Source organism: uncultured Ruminobacter sp. (assembly GCA_902764345.1).
Lineage (GTDB): Bacteria > Pseudomonadota > Gammaproteobacteria > Enterobacterales > Succinivibrionaceae > Ruminobacter.
This window is the reverse complement of the sequence record CACWVT010000012.1, coordinates 1-19,171: the sequence shown is the minus strand read 5'-3', so window position 1 is coordinate 19,171 and position 19,171 is coordinate 1. Positions and strand designations below refer to the sequence as shown.

Annotated in this window: 16 protein-coding genes and 2 tRNA genes; 14 read left to right on the top strand and 4 right to left on the bottom strand. The window is 44.8% G+C overall.

The genetic code is table 11. The features are described from left to right. Nucleotides 1-19 precede the first annotated feature (19 nt). Together QZU58_RS03790 and QZU58_RS03785 are read left to right on the top strand one after the other, a co-directional pair. Nucleotides 20-1,447 (top strand): Na+/H+ antiporter NhaC family protein, encoded by a 1,428-nt coding sequence (locus QZU58_RS03790; RefSeq protein ID WP_363174814.1) that lies wholly within the window; start codon nt 20-22, stop codon nt 1,445-1,447. Nucleotides 1,448-1,619: 172 nt separating this feature from the next. Next, a complete protein-coding gene (locus QZU58_RS03785) occupies nt 1,620-1,862 on the top strand; it encodes a hypothetical protein (protein ID WP_294495050.1) in 243 nt (80 codons plus the stop codon). A gap of 46 nt (nt 1,863-1,908) precedes the next feature. On the opposite strand, the gene folA is transcribed toward QZU58_RS03785, so the two are convergent. Together folA and QZU58_RS03775 are read right to left on the bottom strand one after the other, a co-directional pair. Beyond that, nucleotides 1,909-2,409 (bottom strand): type 3 dihydrofolate reductase, encoded by a 501-nt coding sequence (gene folA, locus QZU58_RS03780; protein ID WP_363174812.1) that lies wholly within the window; start codon nt 2,407-2,409, stop codon nt 1,909-1,911. Between the two features lie 15 nt (nt 2,410-2,424). Continuing rightward, the gene (locus QZU58_RS03775; protein WP_294495047.1) at nt 2,425-3,273 is read right to left on the bottom strand and encodes a symmetrical bis(5'-nucleosyl)-tetraphosphatase; all 849 of its coding nucleotides are present in this window, start codon (nt 3,271-3,273) and stop codon (nt 2,425-2,427) included. Nucleotides 3,274-3,548: 275 nt separating this feature from the next. Here QZU58_RS03775 and dnaG point away from each other — a divergent pair, with 275 nt between their 5' ends. The 5 genes from dnaG to QZU58_RS03750 all read left to right on the top strand — a co-directional run bounded on the left by dnaG (nt 3,549) and on the right by QZU58_RS03750 (nt 9,159). Further along, nucleotides 3,549-5,339: a DNA primase gene (dnaG, locus tag QZU58_RS03770; RefSeq protein ID WP_294495045.1), complete on the top strand. Its 1,791-nt coding sequence runs from the start codon at nt 3,549-3,551 to the stop codon at nt 5,337-5,339. A 490-nt stretch (nt 5,340-5,829) separates the two neighbouring features. Next, nucleotides 5,830-7,752 carry an RNA polymerase sigma factor RpoD gene (rpoD, locus tag QZU58_RS03765; protein ID WP_294495042.1) on the top strand — a complete coding sequence of 641 codons (1,923 nt, stop codon included), beginning with the start codon at nt 5,830-5,832 and terminating at the stop codon, nt 7,750-7,752. A gap of 202 nt (nt 7,753-7,954) precedes the next feature. Continuing rightward, nucleotides 7,955-8,031, top strand: a tRNA-Ile gene (locus QZU58_RS03760). A gap of 158 nt (nt 8,032-8,189) precedes the next feature. Beyond that, nucleotides 8,190-8,645: a thioredoxin-dependent thiol peroxidase gene (bcp, locus tag QZU58_RS03755; RefSeq protein WP_294461251.1), complete on the top strand. Its 456-nt coding sequence runs from the start codon at nt 8,190-8,192 to the stop codon at nt 8,643-8,645. 67 nt (nt 8,646-8,712) lie between these two features. Then, nucleotides 8,713-9,159: a hypothetical protein gene (locus tag QZU58_RS03750; protein ID WP_294495039.1), complete on the top strand. Its 447-nt coding sequence runs from the start codon at nt 8,713-8,715 to the stop codon at nt 9,157-9,159. A gap of 214 nt (nt 9,160-9,373) precedes the next feature. Here QZU58_RS03750 and QZU58_RS03745 read toward each other — a convergent pair. Beyond that, nucleotides 9,374-9,449 (bottom strand) — tRNA-Trp (locus tag QZU58_RS03745). A gap of 312 nt (nt 9,450-9,761) precedes the next feature. Here QZU58_RS03745 and pyrB point away from each other — a divergent pair. From pyrB to QZU58_RS03710, 7 genes are all read left to right on the top strand, one after another. Next, nucleotides 9,762-10,685, top strand: coding sequence for an aspartate carbamoyltransferase (gene pyrB, locus QZU58_RS03740; RefSeq protein WP_294461255.1), 924 nt, complete (start codon nt 9,762-9,764; stop codon nt 10,683-10,685). Between the two features lies 1 nt (nt 10,686). Further along, nucleotides 10,687-11,154: an aspartate carbamoyltransferase regulatory subunit gene (pyrI, locus tag QZU58_RS03735; RefSeq protein WP_294461257.1), complete on the top strand. Its 468-nt coding sequence runs from the start codon at nt 10,687-10,689 to the stop codon at nt 11,152-11,154. Between the two features lie 779 nt (nt 11,155-11,933). Then, nucleotides 11,934-12,215, top strand: a complete 282-nt coding sequence (locus QZU58_RS03730; protein WP_294495036.1) for a heavy metal-associated domain-containing protein — start codon at nt 11,934-11,936, stop codon at nt 12,213-12,215. Then, entirely contained in the window at nt 12,215-12,931 is a 717-nt protein-coding gene (locus tag QZU58_RS03725) for a hypothetical protein (RefSeq protein ID WP_294495033.1), read from the top strand. Before QZU58_RS03730 ends, QZU58_RS03725 begins: the two co-directional genes overlap by 1 nt. Further along, the gene (rimI, locus tag QZU58_RS03720; RefSeq protein WP_294495030.1) at nt 12,912-13,370 is read left to right on the top strand and encodes a ribosomal protein S18-alanine N-acetyltransferase; all 459 of its coding nucleotides are present in this window, start codon (nt 12,912-12,914) and stop codon (nt 13,368-13,370) included. The genes QZU58_RS03725 and rimI overlap by 20 nt, the downstream gene beginning before the upstream one ends. Before the next feature lie 66 nt (nt 13,371-13,436). Further along, the gene (locus tag QZU58_RS03715) at nt 13,437-14,369 is read left to right on the top strand and encodes a M23 family metallopeptidase (RefSeq protein WP_294461264.1); all 933 of its coding nucleotides are present in this window, start codon (nt 13,437-13,439) and stop codon (nt 14,367-14,369) included. A 528-nt stretch (nt 14,370-14,897) separates the two neighbouring features. Next, nucleotides 14,898-17,963 carry a PKD domain-containing protein gene (locus QZU58_RS03710; protein ID WP_294495027.1) on the top strand — a complete coding sequence of 1,022 codons (3,066 nt, stop codon included), beginning with the start codon at nt 14,898-14,900 and terminating at the stop codon, nt 17,961-17,963. A gap of 295 nt (nt 17,964-18,258) precedes the next feature. Here QZU58_RS03710 and QZU58_RS03705 read toward each other — a convergent pair. Beyond that, a partial coding sequence (locus tag QZU58_RS03705; protein WP_294495024.1) for a transposase occupies nt 18,259-19,171 on the bottom strand: 913 nt, incomplete at its 5' end.

The following is a 19,171-nucleotide window of genomic DNA, read 5'->3' as shown; positions in this document are numbered from 1 at the left end:
AAATTATTGTTGATAGTCAATTTTTTTCTGCTGTAAAATTGTCCTGTCATGGGCACAAAAAGAGAGGAATTATAATAAAATGTCCAACAATGAAAACACATTAAACAATGAAGATAAAATAAACACAAAAGTAAAGCCGAACTTCGCGGCGATACTTCCAATTCTGGTATTTCTTATCATATATCTCGGAAACGGACTGTATTTTGAGTATGTGAGTCCCATTGAAGGCAAAATGGGGTTCTACATAACGTCTGTGGTCGTATCCTTCGGAATAGCACTGATTGTGGCGTTCATACAGAACCGCCGTCTTTCCTTTGACGAGAAAATAGCGGTCTGTGCCAGGGGAATCGGCGACAGCAATATCACAATCATGCTTCTGATTTTTCTGCTGGCCGGTGCCTTCAGCGGGCTGGCGTCAGCAACCGGCGGAGCCGTCAGTGTCGCTAACATGATGCTCAGCGTCATTCCTGCCAATTTTTCCGTGCCCGGGCTGTTTCTCATAGCCTGTCTGATTTCCATGGCCATGGGGACAAGCGTCGGAACCATCAGTGTTCTGTCGCCGATTGCCCTGACCGTGGCGCAGAACGGCGGTATTTCCGTACCGCTTTGTGCAGGTGCGGTAATCGGTGGCGCAATGTTCGGTGATAATCTGTCATTTATCTCCGACACCACAATTGCCGCCACCAAGACTCAGGGAGTGGAGATGAAGGATAAGTTTCTTACCAACCTGAAGATAGTGCTTCCGGCTGCTGCAGTAACGTTCATCATTATGCTTTTCGTGTCGCTTAACAGCAAAATCAGCGTGGTGAATAAATACGATTTCAGCTTTTTTCTGGCCTTTCCGTACTTTCTGGTTTTTATTCTGGCACTCATGGGGATAAACGTGTTCATTGTCCTTATTGTCGGCATTATCCTGTTTCTGTTTACGGGAATGGGGCTTGGCGGTCTGTCATATGCGGCGTCATTCGAGGCGATGGGATCCGGAACAAATTCAATGTTTGAAACCATGATTGTAACCATCCTGGTGGCATCAATTTCCTCACTGATTAAGGTTAACGGCGGTTTTGCGGCCATTCTTAACTACATTAGAAGGAATTTCAATGAAAGGCGTGGCGGTATGGCGGGAATCGCACTGCTGACATCCCTGATGGATATTTCAACCGCCAACAACACGGTTGCCATTGTTGCGGCTGCGCCGCTGGCAAGGGACATCAGCAGGGAATACGGCATATCCGGAAAAATAACGGCTTCACTGCTTGATACCAGCTCCTGTATCGTTCAGGGGATTATTCCGTACGGTGCCCAGCTTCTTGTTGCGGCCAGCATCATGCAGATAAGCAGTATATCGATAGTTCCTTATCTGTTTTATTCATACGTGCTTGCCGTGTTTGTTACGGTTACCATCTGGCGTGCGGGAAAGACCGGCAGTGAGGCATTAAATTCCTGAGAGCCGTCTCTTTTATCCGTTCCCGTCGTGACTAAGATGCCTGAACCGTTATTCACGACGGCGTGAATTTTTTGACTTATGCCTGTTTATCCGTCCTCCGTATCTGCTATTCTGCAGGAGGGCGGATAATTTTTTATGCCGACGTCTGAGTTTTCCGGTTTGGAGTTTGGGTATGAGTTTTCTGACAGGTTTTCTTTTCGGAAAAGAAAAGTGCGTGACACCGTATAATCCCGAAGAGGAGGAGCCGGTGCTGCGCATCGGCATCTGTACCGGGGAAAAGGTGGCGGGTTTTTCCAGTCTGAGAAACGGCAGGTTTCGGGAGGTGATGCTTATAACCTCTGACAACGATATGGACGAGTTCTGCCGCCGTTATGCCGTTGAGAGAAGCAGAATAAGGGAAATTACGGCAGGCTGAGCCGGAAAGCCCGGGTAAACCCTGCCGTAACGGCATTTATCGGAATTTATTTTTTGATTTTTTCATAAGTGATGAAATCCATGTCGCAGGCATTTTTTTCATCAGCACTGAAGTGTTCTGACGCAATGATTTCGTAATCACGTGTGTCATATTCCGGGAATGTGGTATCGCCTTCGATATCCGCATCAATCAGGGTGATATAGAGACGATCGGCCCTGTCAATGAACTGTCTGTAAACTGAGCCGCCACCGATGACAAAGAGCTCTTTCGCACCTGCTTCCTCTGCGGCTTTGACGGCCTCTTCCGCGGTTTTTACGTAACGGAGATTCGCATTGTCGGAAGGCTTCGGACTGCCGGTGATAACGATGTTCAGTCTGCCGGGAAGCGGTCTGCCGATGCTTTCAAAGGTTTTTCTGCCCATAAGAACCGGTGAGCCCATGGTTGTTTTTTTAAAATGGGCCAGGTCGGCAGGCAGATGCCACGGCATTCCTCCGTCCCTGCCGATGGTGAAATTTCTGGTATGTGCAACTATTAGAGATAGAATCATGTCGTTTTGAATCCTTTACTTTTTGAATTTGTTTGGCAGAAGGCTCGGTACACTGTAAAGAGTGTCGGTGTCATAGCACCATCCGGTCAGTCTGTTTCCCCATACGCAGCCGGTGTCCAGTGACTTTATTTTCGGATGGAGACATTTGCCCGTGAGCGCCGCCCAGTGTCCGAAAACAAGCGTGTAGTTTCTGTCTGAGGTCAGAGCATTGTGACCAAGCATGTCGAACCATGGTAACAGGCCTTCATCCCTGGCCTCCTCCGGTGAGTTCTTGTTTTTGAGATCAAGGGTCCGGTCACTTCTGCATAATCTTATTCTGGTAAATACGTTGGTTATGTATCGCCATCTGTCGATGCCGGTAAGATCTTCGGACCATGAATCAGGCTCGTCACTGTACATCCCGGCAAGGAATGAGTCAAAGACGGAATCATCACGGATAACCGCGTTCATTTCATCGGCACACCTGATGGCATCGGCAATGTTCCACTGCGGGGAGATCCCGGCATGAACCGTGCAGATTGGATGCTGCGGGTGCAGGTAGAGAAGAGGTTTGGTACGCAGCCAGTCCGTTATTTTATTCAGTTCCTTTGACTTGAGTATTTCATCAAGATTATCTTTTTTTCTGGGCTGGTTGTGACCGTATATCACCGCCAGAAGATTAAGGTCGTGGTTGCCGAGAACGGTATGTGCGCGTTCTCCGAGATTTTTTATGAATCTTAATGTCTGAAGAGGCTGAGGTCCGCGCCCTATAAGGTCTCCGGTGAATATAAGTTCGTCGTTTTCAGGATTGAAATCCATTACCTCAAGCAGTGCCCTCAGTTCATCGTGGCAGGCATGTACGTCACCGATGCAGTAAACAGCCATTATATTGATACCTCCAATGTGTTGTGTCATATCATACCATATTTGCGTATGAGGTTTTATGTTCTCACGGATTCCTTAAGGCATCATTAACGGAATCCGGGAGTAATTTGAGTCGTATACGGATACGATTGTCTCGTACAAAAAATATATTGGTATGACCGGGCTTTTGTGGTAAAGTCACATATGTCCGCTTTAAGGATAAAGCAGAAAGTAAGTAGTTTTAGAAGAAAGTAATTTAGGAAATAAGTCTGAATATATTGTGTTAAGGTCGTAATATGCCAAGAATTAAGGAAAGCTTTATCAATGAGCTGCTGAACAGGGTCGACATTGTTGACGTCATCAGCTCACGCATCAAACTGAAGAAAACGGGATCAGGCTACATGGCCTGCTGTCCTTTTCATTCCGAGAAAACTCCAAGCTTCAGCGTAAGCCAGCAGAAGCAATTTTTTAACTGTTTCGGTTGCCATGAGGCGGGGAATGCCTATCACTTCATCATGAAATATGACAACGTGTCCTTTGCTGAGGCCGTGGAAACCGTGGCGGGAATAGCAGGGGTTTCCGTTGAGTATGATGAACATGCGAAATACAATCATGAGAAGTCCCTCGGAATCTATGAACTCACCAAGGCGGCTGCAGGTTTTTATCACCAGGAGCTCTTCAAGCATCCTGAAGCCCGCAGTTATCTGCAGAACAGGGGAATTACTCAGGAAACCATTGAAAAGTATCAGATAGGTTTTGCGCCGAATTCCTGGGATTTCATATACAAGGCTCTGTGTACTGACAGTCACGGAGATGCCGACAGAACCTCAAGGCTTCTTGACATCGGTCTGATAAAGGTCAATGAGACCGGTCGTCACTATGACATGTTCCGTAACCGCGTAATCATTCCCATAAGGGACAAGAAAGGCAACGTCATTGCCTTCGGCGGTCGCGTGCTTGACAACTCCAAGCCTAAGTACATCAATTCCAAAGAGAGTGAAATCTACAAAAAGGGCTACGAGTTATTTAATCTGGATTATGTCAGAAAACTTCCGCGGGAGGAGCTCGACTGCATTATCATCACCGAGGGGTACATGGACGTAATAGCCCTCGATCAGTACGGCGTGCATAATGCCGTGGCGTCTCTCGGCACTGCAACCACGCCGATGCAGCTGGAACTGCTGTTCAAGCAGACCGACAGGATTGTTTTCTGCTACGACGGTGACGATGCGGGCAGACATGCCGCATGGAGAGCCTTCGGCCTGACGCTTTCGGCCGTAAGGGACGACAAGACCCTTTCATTCTGCTTCCTGCCGAAGGAACACGATCCTGATTCGCTGGTGCGCGAACAGGGGGCGGAAGGCTTCAGAAAATATCTGGAGCATTCCCTCTATTTCAAGGACTATCTGCTGTCCGAACTCAGCAGAAGATTTGACCTGGGGACCGATGAGGGGCAGATAAAGGCCGTGGATGAATTCTGCAGTCTGGCAAATCAGATAACCGATGCTCCGGTAATGGTTCAGTCTCTGATTGTGGCCATGGCCAGACTGGTGGGCTGGGAGGAAAGACGCATCGAGATGTGTCTGCAGAATAAAAAGAGTTCTGATCATTCCAGTGAACCGCAGGTTCAGAGAACTGCAGCCTCCGGAGCCGCCCAGCTGGAACTCACGCCGATTCGCGGACTTGTCGCCAGAATCATTCAGAATCCTTATCTCGTGAACAGCATACCGGAACAGGAAAGACTCAATAAGCTGCTGAACGAATATGCCGATGAAAAGGCCGGTATAGTTTTGGACGTACTGAGTAAAATCAGTGCCAAACCGGACATCACCACCGGCGCACTGCTGGAACAGTACCGGGGTACCGTATACGAAAGGATTATGAATCTGCTGGCGGCCGTTCAGATGGATGACAGTCTGGAAAATGTTAAAATTTCAAGCATGCTGAGTTTCATAAAGCTCTATCTCACCGAGGCGGTTGAGGCAAAGATAGCCTGGCTGCGCCGTGAGGCAACCAGAAGGAACCTTACGGACGAGGAACTTGCCCTCTCAACCCTTCTGGAACAGAAGCTCAGAAATCTGAAGTAGTGCGGCGGAGCCGCACCGTCGGCCGGACGGGGCCGGTTCAGACCTGTCGTGCCGTCTCTTTCCGCAGGAAGGCTGTCTGACATACCGGGGAAAACGCTGGGGCGTTTCCCCTTTATTTTTTATAAAATCATTTGAAATATTATTTTTTGCACCCATGTATGTGTGTGGATATCAGACAATTCAAAATAAATTTCGATCCGTGTCCAATAATTGAAATGATAATCAATAAAATGATTGAGATTATTCACGAAAGAGTGGGTGTGTCTTTGAAAAATACGGATGAAGTATTTATAATTACGTGTCTGCATAGTGTGTTATGTTATATTTTTTCTGTTTGTGATTTAGATAGACTGGTCGGAAAGTAGATTAGAGACAGCTATACGTTATTGAAAAAGTGCAAAAACAGGAAATACACCAAAGGACTTCAGTTTTCATCGTGTACCGGTGAAGGCTGCGGTGTTTCTATATTTGAACTAGGAAAATTTAAGCAATGGATAGTAAACCGGTTAGTTTTTCTTTGAAGCAGCTTCTAAGAGATGGTAAATCCAAAGGTTACTTAACAACAGAAGAAATTAAGGAATTTTTCCCGGCGGAATATCTTGATTCCGAAAAGCTCGAAGAATTCTTCCAGCGTTGCGCCGACATGGATATTCAGATCTGTGAAAAGGCTCCTGAATCAACTGATGATTTAATGCTGCCGCAGAATGTGGCTGAAATCGAAAACATTATTTCCGACATCGGTAAGACTACCGACCCGGTAAGAATGTACATGCGTGAAATGGGCAGCGTGGGCCTTCTTGACAGAAGGGCGGAAGTTGATATCGCCAAGAGAATTGAAAACGGCATAAACAAGGTTCAGAGCTGTGTGGCTGAATATCCGAGTGCCATTGATTTTGTGCTTAAGCTGTATGATCAGTATGTCGACGAGCAGATAAGACTCAGTGACATCATTACCGGTTTTGCCGAAACTTCCGAGTCCGACGAGGATGTTCCGGTAAAGGACGACGGCAATGACGTGGTACTTGACGTTAACCTTGACATCGACGGTTCAATTGACAATCAGGGTGATGAACCGATGGATGACGACACTGAGGATTCCGATTCCGAGGAGAAGGTCGTTGTTGATGATGACGACGATGAGGATGATGAGGACGGCGATGAAGAAAAGTCCTCAAAGATGATGGATGACGAAGAATCAGGCCCTGATCCGGTGTATGCCGCTCAGATGTTTGAACTTCTTAAGGATAAGTACAATGTAACTATCGAATGTCTTAAGAAGTACGGACGTGATTCCAAGAGAACCCAGAATTCAATCAAGGAACTGGCTGAAGTATTCAAGCAGTTCCGTCTTGTGCCTAAGGTTTTTGATCAGCTGATCAAGAACATGAACGACGTTATGGACAAGGTTAAGGTTCAGGACAGAAGAATTCGTGAAATCATGCTCAGATGCGGCATGAAGCCTGAAGATTTCCGCGGCAGATTCATTGATTCCCATAAAGAGGCGTCAATGGAATGGTTCGAGAAGATCGTTAAGCTGAAAAAGCCTTTTGCCGAAAAGATGAAGGCTTATGAAAATGAAATTACCGGCATTGTTGAACGTCTTCGTGAGATTGAAAATGAAACGGGGCTGCCTATTTTCAAGATCCGTGAGATCAACACAACCGTTAAGGTTAACAATGCTCATGCAAGAAACGCAAAATCAGAAATGATTGAAGCGAACCTCCGTCTGGTTATTTCCATAGCCAAGAAATATACCAACAGAGGTCTGCAGTTCCTGGATCTGATTCAGGAAGGCAACATCGGTCTTATGAAGGCTGTGGATAAGTTTGAATACCGCAGGGGTTATAAGTTCTCAACTTATGCTACATGGTGGATCAGACAGGCCATTACCCGTTCAATTGCGGATCAGGCCAGAACCATCCGTATTCCTGTTCACATGATTGAAACCATCAACAAGCTCAACAGGGTTTCACGTCAGATGCTTCAGGAAAATGGCAGAGAGGCAACACCTGAGGAACTTTCCAAGAAAATGGGTATCCCTGAAGACAAGATTCGTAAGGTTATGAAGATTTCCAAGGAGCCTATGTCAATGGAAACTCCTATCGGTGATGATGACGATTCGCATTTAGGAGATTTTATCGAGGACGAATCACTGCCGTTACCTTCAGACGTTGCAACCTCAGAAAGCCTGAAGGCTGTTACCGAACAGGTTCTTTCAGCTCTGTCCCCAAGAGAGGCAAAGGTTCTGAGAATGCGCTTCGGTATCGGTATGAACACCGACCATACTCTTGAGGAAGTAGGCAGACAGTTTGACGTTACCAGAGAACGTATCCGTCAGATTGAAGCCAAGGCACTGCGTAAGTTACGTCACCCAAGCAGATCCGAACCTCTCAAGAGCTTCCTTGATGATTAAAACCTTCAGCTTCCGCTGACAGGAAACCAGGTACCGGATGCCGCCGCTGAGCAGGGGCTCCGGTATTTTTTTTGCGTGATGGAGTCAATGTGTTTAAAGATTAGTCAAATGATTGTCCATAATTGTGATTTAACACAAAACCTTGACTTTAATCTCGACAAACAATCATCTCATGTGTATAATGCACGTGTCTTTATTCAGAGGCCCATTAGCTCAGTCGGTTAGAGCAGACGACTCATAATCGTTTGGTCTCCTGTTCAAGTCAGGAATGGGCCACCACTTTTTTCTCGTATTTTCTTTATTTCTCCTTCAAATTCCTTTCAGTGTTCTGATTCCGTTAGCACTTTGGTTTTTACCCTGTTTTCCGTAAGGTTTTCCTGATATACCATATGTAATGTGAACAGTTATCTATTATGTTTTGGTTATTGGAGTTTTTTATGTTGGAAGTAGGTACGCCGGCACCTGATTTTGCCCTTCCCGATCAGCAGGGAAATATTCACAGACTGAGCGATTACAGGGGAAGGAAGGTGATTCTTTATTTTTATCCGAAGGACAATACTCCGGGATGCAGCAAACAGGCCTGCGGCTATTCGGATAATATCGGACTTTTTACGGATAAGAACGTTACTGTTCTGGGAATAAGCAGGGATTCGGTCAATTCACATCTGAAATTTGCGGAAAAGTTCGGGCTGAATTTTACGATTCTTTCCGATCCTGAACTTTCGGCAATAAGTGGCTATGATGTGTGGAAAGAGAAGAAGCAGTACGGAAGAAGCTATATGGGGGTGGTGAGAACCACTTATCTTATAGATGAATCCGGAATTATCATCATGGCCAATGATAAAGTGAAGGCCGCCGATGATTATGCTAAAATGCTCGAACTAATCAAATAATCGGTAAACAACCGGCAGAATGCATCGGTATCCGTGACAGTCTGCCGGTTTCCAAAGGAGTACTGTAATGCTTAAACTATTGCTGCGCGCACTGATGGGCAGAGCGGGCGGTACCTTGCGCTTTGTTCTGCTGCTGGTTATCCTGGGCGTTTCATATTTCATAACCCAGAAAAATTCCGATGACGGCAGGATACTTCAGCCTGAGAGCGGTTACGGGTATGAGCAGAGTGAAGAACGCTCAGGTCGCGGACAGACATTCAGAAATGCCAGACTTCTCAGAGATCATTATGAAAAGCACGGAAAATACATGGGATTTTCCGGGGCTGAATCATATCAGGCTGCCGCGGCAAGGGTTGTGAACAATCCGCGTGCACTTCACAAGTACGAGAAAGATGACGGTGACGACGTCTACTATCTCGAGGCCACGAATGAAATCGTCATTGTTTCACGCGACGGCTATATTAGAACCTATTTCAATCCGAATAACGGTATCAGGTATTACAATTCAAAATAGCATCCGGTTACCTGCAGCAGGGCTGACAGAAACCGGCAGTGTTAACAGAAACGTTAACAGAAACGAAGAACCGGAAAATCATGCGATTTTCCGGTCTGTGTTTAAATGGTATTAAGAAAAAGCCTGACTGTAAAACAGTCATATACAAAATCAAATAAATAATAATGTTTTTCAGGATAACATAAGACAATTGAAAACATTGATTGATTTTGAATGGCAGGGGCGGTAAGACTCGAACTCACAACCGTCGGTTTTGGAGACCGCTGTTCTACCATTAGAACTACGCCCCTAAGCACATGCCCATCATTATACAGATAAAAAAGTAAAAATAAAGTAAAAAAATAATTTTTACGCAAAATTTTATCCGTATGGACAAAACATGAGCAAAATCAATGCCTGTTTGTGGTGGTGATGGTTATTTTTTGGGTAAATTTTAATTTTGCTAATTTTTTTATTTTTTCAGATGGAATAAAGCTATATAATGTGTACTTCAGATAGCAACGCTAATCTGATGTCCTGAACCGAATTTCTTTATGTCACCTTAGCCTTGCTCGGTTGTGAGAGTAGATGATATCTACCGTTAGTCAAACCAGGAAAAGATGATGGCAAACAATTTATTCCAGAAAGACATCATTTCAATATCTGAATTTTCTCGTGATGATCTTGAACTGATTATTCATACAGCTCAGCTGTTAAAATCCAATCCTCGTACCGATCTTCTTAAAAACAAAATCGTGGCAAGCTGCTTCTTTGAAGCTTCAACAAGAACCAGACTGTCTTTTGAGACTGCGATTCAGCGTTTGGGCGGACGTGTAATAGGATTCTCCGATGCCGGTAACACCTCTCTTGCCAAGAAGGGTGAAACCTTTGCGGATTCAATCCGCATCATTACCTCATATGCGGACGCGCTGGTTATGAGACATCATCATGAGGGTGCCGCAAGACTTGCGGCTGACGTGTCTCCGGTTCCCGTAATTAACGCGGGTGACGGTTCAAATCAGCACCCTTCACAGACTCTTCTGGATCTGTTTACCATTTATGAAACTCAGAAGCATCTTGATAACCTGAGCATCGCCTTCGTGGGCGATTTGAAGTACGGAAGAACCGTACATTCCCTTTCTCAGGCTCTTTGTAAATATAATGCCAAGATATTTCTTGTTTCTCCTGATTCTCTGGCAATGCCTGACTACATCATTGATGAATACGAAGAAAACAACATTGAATATCACGTCATGGACAGAATGGAAGACGTTATTCCTGAGGTTGATATTCTCTATATGACCCGTGTTCAGAAGGAACGTTTCGACGAAACCGAATATCGTCACATCAGAGCCAAGTACATTCTGACTCCTGAGCTTCTTGAAGAGGCCAAGCCAAACCTCAAGGTATTACATCCTCTTCCTAGAATTGATGAAATCACTCCTGAAGTTGACCATACTCCTTACGCCTATTATTTCCAGCAGGCGGCTAACGGTGTATACGCCCGTCAGGCTTTGTTGTCATTAGTATTAAATGAAGAGGTATAGTATGTCAGAAAAAGAACAGCTTCAGGTTGAAGCCATAAAGAACGGCACAGTTATAGACCACATTCCTGCCGGTCAGGCTCTTAACATCCTCAAACATTTTCATATTCTTGACAACAATGACCGTATCACCGTAGGTTTTAACCTTCCTTCAAAGGCAAACGGTCACAAGGACCTCATTAAGGTTGAAAATGTCCGTATTACCGAGGAACAGGCCAATCAGTTAAGTATTTTTGCTCCTAATGCCACAGTCAACATTATTGAAGACTATAAGGTTGTGACCAAGAGAAAGATTGAACTTCCTGACAGTGTGACTGCAGTGTTCAAATGTCCGAACTCAAACTGCATAAGCAATGTGGAGAGAACGGCCGTTACCAACTTCAAGGTGATCAACAAGAACGGTAAGATTCAGTTAAAGTGCCGTTTCTGTGAAAAGGTGTTTAACAAGGACATCGTTACCGACAATATCTGATTTCGGTATTAAATGATATATGCCGGGGCCGGCGCATTATGTGCTGCCGCGGCTTCAGACCAATAACCGCATTTAAGAGCCTGTACCTTTATTCCCCGAAAACACGCATATATGCGTGTTTTTTCCCGTTCCCGGTGAAAAACCGCATGATTTCCCCCTAAGGCCGGTGCTCTGTAAGGCTCTAACCGGTGTTTAATAAGGAGAACTTCCTGGAGGCTGTGTACGGAAGCCCGTTTTCTGTTTACAACTTTTTACATTGAAAAGATAACCTGAGTGAATCTGACATGACGATTTAACACCTGGTTATTTGTTGAACAGTAAGTTTTTTGTTATAAAGATGTACACATATAGTTGTATGTTTGTTCACAATGTGAGACTGCGAAACAGTGGGTAACTTTTTGAGACTTTTTTCAAATTTTTATGAAAATATTTTCATGAAAAAGAACTTTTTCTCAGGGAAAAATCACAGGTTTTTTGTAAACAGATTATAAACAGCATTTTATGAAATTTGTTCCCATTGCTTAAAAAACAATCGTTTTTTGTGCGGTTATTCCCTGCGGTGTTATTTATGTCCGGAATATGCTGTCTGTTTTATGTGATTAAGGTGTGAAGGGAATGTGTGTTTCCGGCGGACAAGTTATGACTGTTTTCCGTAAGGATGTATCATCCGGTAATAATGTCGGTATGTCTAATTATGACCTGTCACATGTGATTTTAAGCCGTCAATGCTATACAATAGATGTCGGAAGATGTTTTATGCGAGAGGTAGGGCACAGGGTATGTTTAATCTGTTTAAGAAATTCAGGCTGTTCCGTAACAATCGTCTTTTTTCGGTTACAGCCGATGTGGACGGAATGCGTTGTGAAAAGTGCGTTGAAAGAGTAAGAAATGCCCTGCTGAAGGTTTCCGGGGTGGTAATGGTAAACGTTGATTCAGAAAAGAAGGTGGTCATCGTTGAGTCAGACAGGGAACAGGATCTCGCTAAAATCAGTAAGGTTATAAGTGACTGCGGTTATTCCGTCCGTGAGATCAAACATTCAGGGATTATATTGGTCAGATAATGGATAGCTTTAACAGTGAAATACTCGGGGCAATGAACATAAAGTCATATTCACTGCGCCGACCGTCTTTAATTAAAAATACCGATAAGGGACTCCTTTACGCTGACGTTTTGCGGAGTTTTCCGTATTTTGTTTTTGTCGGTGATGATAATTACAACAGGGAATGGGTTTTTAACCTTGTGGGGTACCTCAGGTACCTGTCATATCCCTGCGGGTGGTACGGCAGGGAATCTGCCGGAGCGGAAAACAGACTTACCATCTGTCCGGCTTCAATGCCTCAGCTTCCGGACGGAAAGGAACCGGATATTCCAATCTATCCCGGTGAAAGCGGAAAAAGAAATCTGTGGAGCGTAATCAGAAAGTACGTTCGGGAAGTGGAAAAGATGAAAGTCGTCAGGGCTCCTGTGGATAATCCTTCTTTTATTCTTGAAACTCCGGACAAGTGCAAATGGATTTTTAATCTGGCAGGTTTTCTGGACTACAATGAGATTACATATTCATGGAACAGGTCAGAGGCATCAGACAAAACCGTTGTTATCTCGCTGGATGCCGATGAGTCAGGTCATAACGTCAGAATTACCGGTGAAGGTGAGCAGGAACAGAAAAGAGCAGTGTTTTCCGCTCTGTTAAGCAGGGGATACCTTGTTTCCGAATCCGGAAAAATATCATTGGGAAATCATTTTGCGGATAACACAGATGCAGATAAAGAAAATTAATAAGGATGAACTGGCGGTTTATCTCCCGCAGATCATCAGTATTGAACGGCAGGTTCAGGATCATCCGTGGTCGGAAAAGATTTTTCTCGACTCGGTTGGGGATAACTACAGATTCTACGTTCTCGTGGAGGATGATACCGTTCTGGGTTATGCAGTATATGATTATGTTCTTGATGAATCAACGCTGCAGAATATTTCGGTTGCCGCGGAAAATCAGGGCAGGGGACTTGGCCGACATCTTCTTCTGGAAAGCATGAGAATGCTTAAGGATGAACTCGGCATCGTCAGAATGATGCTTGAGGTGCGTATTTCCAACATAAAAGCCATTAATCTTTATAAAAGTGTGGGCTTTGCTCAGGACATGATCAGAAAAAATTATTATCCTATGTCGGACGGTTCCAGAGAGCACGGAATGCTTATGAGCATGTGTCAGGATTAGGACTTCCGGCGGCCGGTGCTTTCCGTGAGCGGTTGTAGATTATTTCAGTGATTCAATTTTGTGGTTATGAAGAGCAATAAGTTATTTTCCGTAGTTGCCTGTCTGTTAATAAGTGTGGCCGGTTTTGGCTCGGCAGAGGGCAAGATACTGCGCTATGTGGATGAGAACGGTGTGGTTTACTATACTGATGACGAGAACTCAGCCCAGAGCAGCGGATATCAGTATGATTCATATGATGACTGGGGGGAGCCTGATCAGGATAAGGTTTCTCTCAGTTTTGATCCAAAGACTCACAAACTGTACATTGTTAATGAGTTCGCCAGTGAAGTAACCGTAAAAATCAAGGCTTCTGATAAGTCATTAATAAAGGATACGAACATTCCTTTCGATGAACCAATTGAAATTGAGGGAAATCAGAATTATCTCGTGGGCTATGTGATTTACGGCGGTGACGGGGAACTGACCCTGTCAAGAACCTTTGACATAGGTAAGATCTTCCGCGGTTCAGATACCTTCTACTATACGACAAATCCTAACGAGCTCATTGTTCCGTTCAAGGGCGCCTATAAGGTTACTCAGGGATGGGAAGGCGGTTTTACCCATCAGGGACCTAAGAACCGCTATGCAATTGACGTTTCAATGCCTGTCGGAACCCCTGTACTTGCCGCCAAGAAGGGTAAGGTTGTGGATATGAGAATGGGCTCAGTTACCGGCGGAAACAATCCAAGCTTCAGACCTATGGCCAACTACATCAGAATACAGCATGATGACGGTACCATTACCGTTTATGTTCATCTGAAGGGAAATTCCCAGGTCGTCAGGGTTGGTGACTATGTTCAGCAGGGACAGGTTATAGCCCTGTCAGGCAATACCGGCTATACTACCGGACCTCATCTGCATTTTGCCCTTCAGACAAACACGCCGAAGGGAGTCAAGTCCATAAAGTTCAAACTTAACGGCGTTGAACCGGTAAGCGGTACACTGCTCAGAAACAAATAGTCTGTCGGACATACGGAGACGTATCGGTAAAAAACCGTTCTATGCACATTTTGGTGTAACTATGGAATAGTCCAAATCCTCAGCACTCCAATGCTGAGGATTTTTTTGCGTTAAATCCTACAGTCCGTTGCTTCCGTGGCTGTATCTTCATCATTCGTATTCATCTCAGGTTCCTGAAAGGGATTATCCGGTCTTCCCGAAAATCGAGCTTATTTTTTTTAACAGGGAACCGTTTATCTTATTTTTCCGAAAGCTGTGTAAACGTTTGTCAGCAATAATTTGAAAGAAATCAGTGTTAATTTTTATAGTGTGTTTTGTGAATAGGGGGTAAATACCAAATGTTTAAAATGTGATCTTTATGGAATTTTTGAAAACGTTTTATGTTATTATTTGTCATGTAAAATCAATAAAAAAACATAAAATAAATCTATATTTAAGTCGATAAATACAGTCATCAGCAAAGTCATTATCAGGAAAATTTTTTCCGAAGTTGTATGTGTGAACAACCTTTATGAAGGAAAAAGGATAATGAACTTAAAAAATCATAAGCGGCTCAAGCTTCTCTCTTCCGCTGTTGCCCTGACGCTGTCGGTTTCAGCTTTCAATACCGCCCGTGCGGATTCTTACGAACAGGAAATGGTTATTGTACATCCTTTCCAATGGACCTATAACAGCATTGCTTCAGAATGTACCGAATATCTCGGACCTGCGGGTTTTGACGGTGTGCAGATTTCCCAGCCTGCAGAACATATTAACCGCAGTGACGTGTGGTGGGCCGTGTACCAGCCGGTAAATTTCTATAACTATACTACCATGACCGGCAATGAATCTGAACTCAGAGCCATGATCAAGGCCTGTAACGAGGCCGGCGTAAAGGTGTTTGCGGATGCCGTTTTCAATCAGAGAGCTTCAGGTTCCGGAACCGGTATAGGCGGCAGTTCCTATTCGGACTACAGTTATGCTGACGGTTTTAATTCAGGTGATTTCCATTCATCATGCTCCATAAATTCATATACTGACGCCTATCAGGTACGTTACTGTGCCTTAAGCGGAATGCCTGATACCGCCACCGACAATGATTCCACCCAGACCAAGATTGCCTATTATCTTGCCAATCTCATGGATATGGGGATTTACGGTTTCCGCATTGATGCTGCCAAGCACATGGGGTATACCGACATTGATTCAATTCTTTCCAAGACGGCGAACATTGCCGGAAAAAGACCCCCGGCATATCTTGAGGTTATCGGCGCCTATGGGGAAGCCGATGACATCCAGCCTTCAAAGTACACCTATATAGACAATGCGGTGGTTACCGATTTCGATTACGTAAGTCAGATGACCAATGTTTTCGGGAACGGAAACTATGGCGGAGCCTTCGACCTCTATACCTCAATAGACGGAGCCAGTGCCGAGGTGTTCGTAAATAACCATGATAATGAAGCATACCGCTGTTCAGCCGGAACATGTTCGATGAACACCCAGAATAACGATAACTACAATCTGGCTCAGTCATGGCTGGCAGTATGGCCTGTAGGCACCGTGAGACAGGTATATTCAGGTTATTCATTTACGGAACACGATACCGGAGGGCCTTTAAGTGCCGCCAGATGCGAGGGTGGCTGGCTGTGTCAGCACCGTGTTCCTTTTGTGCTTAATGCTCCGAGATTCGCAAGAGCCACACGAGGCGAGGCTGTTACGACCAAGGGATATGATGACGGTATTCTTTGGTTTAACAGAGGGGCAAAGGGGTTCTATGCCATGAACACCACCTCAGGTTCCGTAACCCGTACGTTCAGCGTGGCCATGTCTGACGGAACGTACTGTGACATTCTCGGTACCTCCGATCCTCTTAACAATCCGTGCGGTGATGACGTTACCGTTTCAAACGGAACGGTTACAGTTACCATTCCGGCAAAGACGGCAATGGCTATCTGTTCCGATGAAACATGGTGCGGAAGCGTGGCGGATCCCTGTGAAACCGATCCGACCGGAGCAGCCTGTCTATGCCGTAATTCATCAACGGATGCCAACGGACTCTGCCTTTCATACTGTGAAGCCAACTCTTCTGATGCCGGCTGTGAATGTATTCTGAATTCCGACAGCGATGAATGCTCCAATCTTACGGCCAATACAAAGACGGCTCTGTGCTATGCAGGAACCTCGAATTCATGGTCTTTTGAAAAGATGACATACAATGCGAAGACCGGTTACTGGTCATTAAACGTAAGTCTTGACGGCTCGGAGAATCAGCGTTTTAAAGTGGCAGAGAACTGCTCATGGAGCGGTACGGTCTATGGGGCTTCCGGAAACAGTGGTCAGCTTGCCGTAAATAATTCAACCTCAGGTGACGAATATGTTTCATTAAGCGGTGATTACGTGCTGAACATTAAGGACTCAGACATGACGTATTATTTTGAGGAGCAGCCGGCTGCAACTGAAAATACGGCACCGTCTGCCTCATTCACCCATACAGCTGACGGTCTGACCGTAAACTTCAGTGATGCTTCGTCAGATGCCGACGGTGACAGCCTGTCTTATGCATGGGATTTCGGTAACGGAAACTCCTCTTCCGAAAAGAATCCGTCAGTAACCTATGACGAGGCGGGAACGTATACGGTAAGTCTTACCGTAACCGATACTTCCGGGACAACTGATTCCTACTCAGAGACTATTACCCTGACCGCCACAACTGAGGTGGATACGGAAACCTATGTTCAGACAAAGGGAAATCTGTGCTATGCAGGAACCTCTAACGAGTGGACCTTTGATGCCATGTCCTATGATTCCTCTACCGGATACTGGTCCGTGGATTTGTATCTTGACGGTTCTGAAAATCAGCGTTTTAAGGTGGTAGACGGCTGTTCATGGAACGGAAGCACCATTTACGGTTCTTCCGGAACCAACGGTCAGCTTGCCGTAAATACCTCAACTTCAGGTGATGAATACACGTCTCTGTCCGGGTACCATACTCTTTATGTAAGGGATTCAGACATGACTTATCAGTTCGTTGAGTCCGGGACTGTAGCTTTACCTGACGTATCATTCAGTTATACATCCGATGGTCTTACGGCAGAGTTTGCAAACACCTCCGTGATACCTGACGGGGCATCAGCCGAAGAAATCAGCTGGAGCTGGGATTTCGGAAATGGTACGACATCAGATTCATCTGACGCTGTTACCGTAAATTATGCTGAGGAAGGTGATTATACCGTGATGCTTACAGCCACGGTATCCGGTAAGACAGTGACCTACACCGGAGTTGTTACGGTGAAAAATGAATATGCCAAAACCAGGGGTAGTCTCTGTTATGCCGGTACTTCAAACAACTGGACCTTTGATGCCATGACCTTTGATTCCTCTACGGGACTATGGAATATAACGGTAACGCTTGACGGTTCTGAAAATCAGCGCTTTAAGGTGGTGGACGGCTGTTCATGGAGCGGAAGCACCATTTACGGTTCCTCCGGAACCGGCGGTCAGCTTGCCGTAAATACCTCCACTTCGGGGGATGAATACACAGGTCTCTCCGGAACTTATGTTCTCAGTGTAAATGATGCCGACATGAGTTATGCATTTACCGAGGTTCAGTAACGGTTTACGACGATTTCCCTGAAAATGTGTGTACGCGGGTTCCCCAAAAAAGACGAAAAGCAGAATACATAGGGAACCAGTCCGATAACGGTTCTGTTGAAACATCCTGTATGACGGAACCGTTATTATTTGCTCTAATATTCAGAGAATGGGGATTTACATGGTGAGGTAATCACTGATTGCCTGCGGACATTCATCGGAAAACGGACACGGCCCATTCTTTGCACTTTTTTTGTAACTATGGGCAAATCAACAAATTCTCAGCACATGTGCTGAGAATTTGTTTTATCTGCGGTTAATCCTCTGCTTCCGTTGCAGCATCTTCCTCGTACTCTATATTCATCTCAGACTCTGGAAATGGAATTTCCAATCCTTCAAACAGCTCCTTCTTCTTTCCTGCTATTTCAGAGAAGTACCCTCCGTTTGGGAATATCGTCTGAGTTATATTTGACAGGGAAGACAGCATTTTGGGTACTGAGTCAAACGGCAGTTTTATACCTTTTACTTCTGCGGAATGGATGCGATGTCTTAGCATGCAGAGAATACTGCATGAAAGGAAATGCACAAAGATTTTTCCCGAAAGAGTTTTGGATGAGGATACGTGCAATCTTCTTGCTCCCGTGAAATCCTTGAGTTTTCTGAAACTTTCTTCAACTTCATTTCGTTCTGTATAAGCGCGTGAAGCTTCAACAGGATCACTTACAAAATCTGAAAGCAGAACTCTTATACCCTTACACAGCATGTATTCAAATTTCTTGATGTTATTGATTACCTTTCTTCCATTTGAATCTTCTGTAACATAGGTAGAAAGGAAATCAGTCGCATCCTGAGTAAGCGGCTCAATACTTTCTCTCTGCTTATCCAACAGCTCTGCTATCCTGGCTCTGAATTTATCTTCAGCCTCATTCCTGATTTCATGATCAAGGTAGATATGAATAAACATTCTGCCTTTCTCGCGTTTGCATCTTGTGGAATCCTTGTTGTAGTTACCTGGATAGCTCCAGTCAATCTCTGTGGTAAGAACATTCTGTTCAAGTTTTCGGTTATAACTGCAGTCATCAAGAAGACAGGAAAGATTCTTTGCAATCAGATTCCTGCAGATGCTGAAGTTGAGCTTCATGTTGAGGATAAAGCTTTGATTGTCCTGATAGAGCTTATGTATATTTTTGACTGAACCATATCCCTTGTCTGCGACCAGAACTTTTTTA

Coding starts and splice junctions, on each gene's coding strand:
- QZU58_RS03785 (WP_294495050.1), top strand. CDS start 1,620: ATGAGTTTTCTGACAGGTTTTCTTTTCGGAAAAGAAAAGTGCGTGACA.
- folA (WP_363174812.1), bottom strand. CDS start 2,409: ATGATTCTATCTCTAATAGTTGCACATACCAGAAATTTCACCATCGGC.
- QZU58_RS03775 (WP_294495047.1), bottom strand. CDS start 3,273: ATGGCTGTTTACTGCATCGGTGACGTACATGCCTGCCACGATGAACTG.
- dnaG (WP_294495045.1), top strand. CDS start 3,549: ATGCCAAGAATTAAGGAAAGCTTTATCAATGAGCTGCTGAACAGGGTC.
- rpoD (WP_294495042.1), top strand. CDS start 5,830: ATGGATAGTAAACCGGTTAGTTTTTCTTTGAAGCAGCTTCTAAGAGAT.
- bcp (WP_294461251.1), top strand. CDS start 8,190: ATGTTGGAAGTAGGTACGCCGGCACCTGATTTTGCCCTTCCCGATCAG.
- QZU58_RS03750 (WP_294495039.1), top strand. CDS start 8,713: ATGCTTAAACTATTGCTGCGCGCACTGATGGGCAGAGCGGGCGGTACC.
- pyrB (WP_294461255.1), top strand. CDS start 9,762: ATGGCAAACAATTTATTCCAGAAAGACATCATTTCAATATCTGAATTT.
- pyrI (WP_294461257.1), top strand. CDS start 10,687: ATGTCAGAAAAAGAACAGCTTCAGGTTGAAGCCATAAAGAACGGCACA.
- QZU58_RS03730 (WP_294495036.1), top strand. CDS start 11,934: ATGTTTAATCTGTTTAAGAAATTCAGGCTGTTCCGTAACAATCGTCTT.
- QZU58_RS03725 (WP_294495033.1), top strand. CDS start 12,215: ATGGATAGCTTTAACAGTGAAATACTCGGGGCAATGAACATAAAGTCA.
- rimI (WP_294495030.1), top strand. CDS start 12,912: ATGCAGATAAAGAAAATTAATAAGGATGAACTGGCGGTTTATCTCCCG.
- QZU58_RS03715 (WP_294461264.1), top strand. CDS start 13,437: ATGAAGAGCAATAAGTTATTTTCCGTAGTTGCCTGTCTGTTAATAAGT.
- QZU58_RS03710 (WP_294495027.1), top strand. CDS start 14,898: ATGAACTTAAAAAATCATAAGCGGCTCAAGCTTCTCTCTTCCGCTGTT.